Annotated in this window: 4 protein-coding genes; 1 reads left to right on the top strand and 3 read right to left on the bottom strand. The window is 37.6% G+C overall.

The window, feature by feature from the left end; translation table 11 throughout:
* Nucleotides 1-93: undecaprenyl-diphosphate phosphatase (locus tag PKO01S_RS28315; protein WP_281278971.1), on the bottom strand; the 93-nt coding region annotated here is incomplete at its 3' end.
* 290 nt (nt 94-383) lie between these two features.
* On the bottom strand, nt 384-1,070 hold the full coding sequence (locus PKO01S_RS28310; RefSeq protein WP_127534775.1) for a response regulator transcription factor: 687 nt from the start codon (nt 1,068-1,070) through the stop codon (nt 384-386).
* Between the two features lie 624 nt (nt 1,071-1,694).
* Here PKO01S_RS28310 and PKO01S_RS28305 point away from each other — a divergent pair.
* A complete protein-coding gene (locus PKO01S_RS28305) occupies nt 1,695-2,009 on the top strand; it encodes a hypothetical protein (protein WP_246070779.1) in 315 nt (104 codons plus the stop codon).
* A gap of 615 nt (nt 2,010-2,624) precedes the next feature.
* On the opposite strand, the gene PKO01S_RS29665 is transcribed toward PKO01S_RS28305, so the two are convergent.
* The coding region (locus PKO01S_RS29665; protein WP_164779833.1) for an ATP-binding protein at nt 2,625-2,781 on the bottom strand (157 nt) is incomplete at its 5' end.

Genomic DNA, 2,781 nt, shown 5'->3' with positions numbered 1-2,781 from the left:
GCTCAGAATTAAGTGTCCTGTCGAAGAGACTGGCAAAAATTCCGTAAGTCCTTCTACAATCCCCTGAACTATGGCAGTAAATATGTCTTGCATCGTGTGTACACTCTCCCCAACTATTTTGACGTCCTTATAGAGGCATTTACTACTGTAGATTCATATCCTCAACAAGTTATGAAACATTTCTTAACATTCCATTAAGTCATATTAAATTTCTGTACGATGGTGAAATCGTCAGTTTATCTGGACTGCAAAAAAACGCCAAATAGCCCGGCCATTAAGTCGGGCTAAATAATTGTAAAATGAGTTATTTCCTCTTTGACACAAATACCAGATACTTCGTAGAAGTCGGGATTCAATGAATGCCATAAGCTATCTATATTGGATCAATCTTTAAATCGGTATCCAGTCCCCCAAACTGTTTCGATATAAGCAGGGTTTGCTGAATTTTTTTCGATTTTTTCACGAATTTTGCGAATGTGAACAGTAACGGTTTGTAAATCACCTTTCGCATCTATGTCCCAAATTCGTTCAAATAAATGATCTTTGGTGAATACTCGCCCAGGATGTCTTGCTAGAAAGTAGAGAAGATCGAATTCTTTGGTCGTCAGTACAACTTCCACTTCATTCACTAACACTTTCCGTGTTTCTGGATCAATGTATAAACCACGGGTCTGAATATCACTCTTTTCGGTTTTATTCCCAATTAATCGATCGTATCGAGCCAGATGTGCCTTAACTCTAGCAACTAATTCTGCGGGCTTGAATGGCTTAGTGATATAATCATCGGCTCCGAGTCCAAGGCCTCTAATTACATCGATATCCTCTCCGCGGGAAGTGACCATAAGAATAGGAATATCTTTCTTCTCGCGAATCCTCTTACAAACCTCAAATCCGTTAATTTTCGGGAGCATCAAATCAAGAATAATCAAGTTATAATTTCCTGATAAACCCATGCTCAAACCGAGCTCACCATCCGAAGCAATATCAACATTAAACCCATTGATCTCAAGGTAATCGCGTTGCAAATCTGAGATCGTTACGTCATCTTCAATAAGAAGTATCATTTTCATTTTGGTGTATCACCAACCCTTTCCATATAGGAATTTGAAGCATAAATTGTTGTTCCAACTCGTGGAAAAAAAAGTAAAGTCGGCTCATCTTGACGGATCTTCTATTTTCAATTGCTATATGCTCAGCACGGTTATATTCAAAATTTATCCTCAGTTATTTCATTACCACGTTCTTGCGTTCAGTTCTGCCTCCTATAGTAAACCTAGCTTCTAAAAGAATGGTGAATAAGTTCTTAAAAATTTATTAACTTAACATCTTTCACTGAAATATGTACGAACCGGATATCAAATTAGGTAACATCTTGAAGCGGAAATTAAATTTGGAAGTAATGAATTGTAAATAATCTGTCCATTCAAGCTCGATATGATACAAGGGGATGATTAATTCTAAGGAAACAATTAGGGATTAATGATAACCAGAAAATGCGAAGAAAGTAGCTGCTTCGGTGAATTAATGCAGAATGGAGCAATCATATACCGACTCCGATCCTATTAAGAATAATAACTGGACAATGTACCAGTAGCCTGTATAAAACATAAAATAAGATGAACCATATATAAACATCTTCCTGCCCATTTTATTTCTATCTAGAAATCTTGATGTGGCGGGAGTAGGAGAAAGTGATGACTTCTCATGAGAAAAAAAAGGGCAAGACGACAAGAGATACTGAAACCAGTAAATCCTCAATTTTCGACTACGTTAAAGAGAATAATATAGAGATTATTGTTGCTGCCCTTCTATTATCAGGGAAATTACGTTTTGACGCCGTACAGTTATTTCGAGAAGCCACCTTGATAATAAGCCTGGTTGGGAAATATGAAACTTTAGTGGATCTGAACAATAAGGACATAGATCGAATGGTGAAGCTTTTTAAAGATAACGGGGACAAAACTATTAATGAGATTATCAAAGAATTTTATACGTCATCCAATAAGTGACTAACAGTACATTAAAAGGCATAGAAAGAAGGCTTAAGATGAATTGTTTTGATGGAAAAAATTTTTCTGTTTCTGTAATCATATTTATTCTCATCGCTTTGTTCATATTTGGATCAAGAGATATAATAGGTCTCAGCGCTGGACCTACAAGTGAGGACATGCAAGTTCAATAATCAATATAAAAACACAACTAGCCCGCTTTTTATATACTTGGCGGGCTAGTTGTGATATCCAAATGTATTCTTCGGAATATTGCTTCCCTAAGTTAAACGTCCTCTTTACATCTGTCCTTTGTTTTGCCAGCTCCTGATAGGGTCTCCTTCTCTTCTAATTCAGCTTTGACTCGAGCCTTTTGGGCCAATAAATAACCCATTGTTCTAAGTTTTATTGATAACTCCAGTATCTCCAACGGTGTCAACGAGTTCCAATCGATCTCTTTGTTCACAATAAGTTCTTATCCGCCCCTTCTGTTTGAATACATCAGTTTATGGGCAATTCTTTCTTTTAGTGAATGGGAACACACAACTACTTTGAATAATTTAAATTCCTAAGCCCTCTGTGTCCGCCAGTTGACGAGAGAGTCAAGCAACTGCAGTAGGGGATGCAAATCCGAGATTACACATCACCTTGGATTGGAATTTGAAGCGTTATTATCGTCCCGATATTCATTTGACTAGTAGCTGTAATGGTACCGCCATGGCCCTCCATGATCTGCTTTGCAATCGCGAGTCCCAGTCCGCTCCCACCTAAATTTGCATTTCTGGACTCATCC

The sequence above is a fragment of the Paenibacillus kobensis NBRC 15729 genome, assembly GCF_004000825.1.
In the GTDB taxonomy this organism is placed as follows: domain Bacteria; phylum Bacillota; class Bacilli; order Paenibacillales; family Paenibacillaceae; genus Paenibacillus_T; species Paenibacillus_T kobensis.
Note: the sequence above shows the minus strand (reverse complement) of the source record. Positions and strands in the feature narration are given on the sequence as shown.

What these genes read in the sequence shown, in the direction of transcription:
- PKO01S_RS28310 (WP_127534775.1), bottom strand. Translation starts at nt 1,070, where the DNA reads ATGAAAATGATACTTCTTATTGAAGATGACGTAACGATCTCAGATTTG.
- PKO01S_RS28305 (WP_246070779.1), top strand. Translation starts at nt 1,695, where the DNA reads ATGACTTCTCATGAGAAAAAAAAGGGCAAGACGACAAGAGATACTGAA.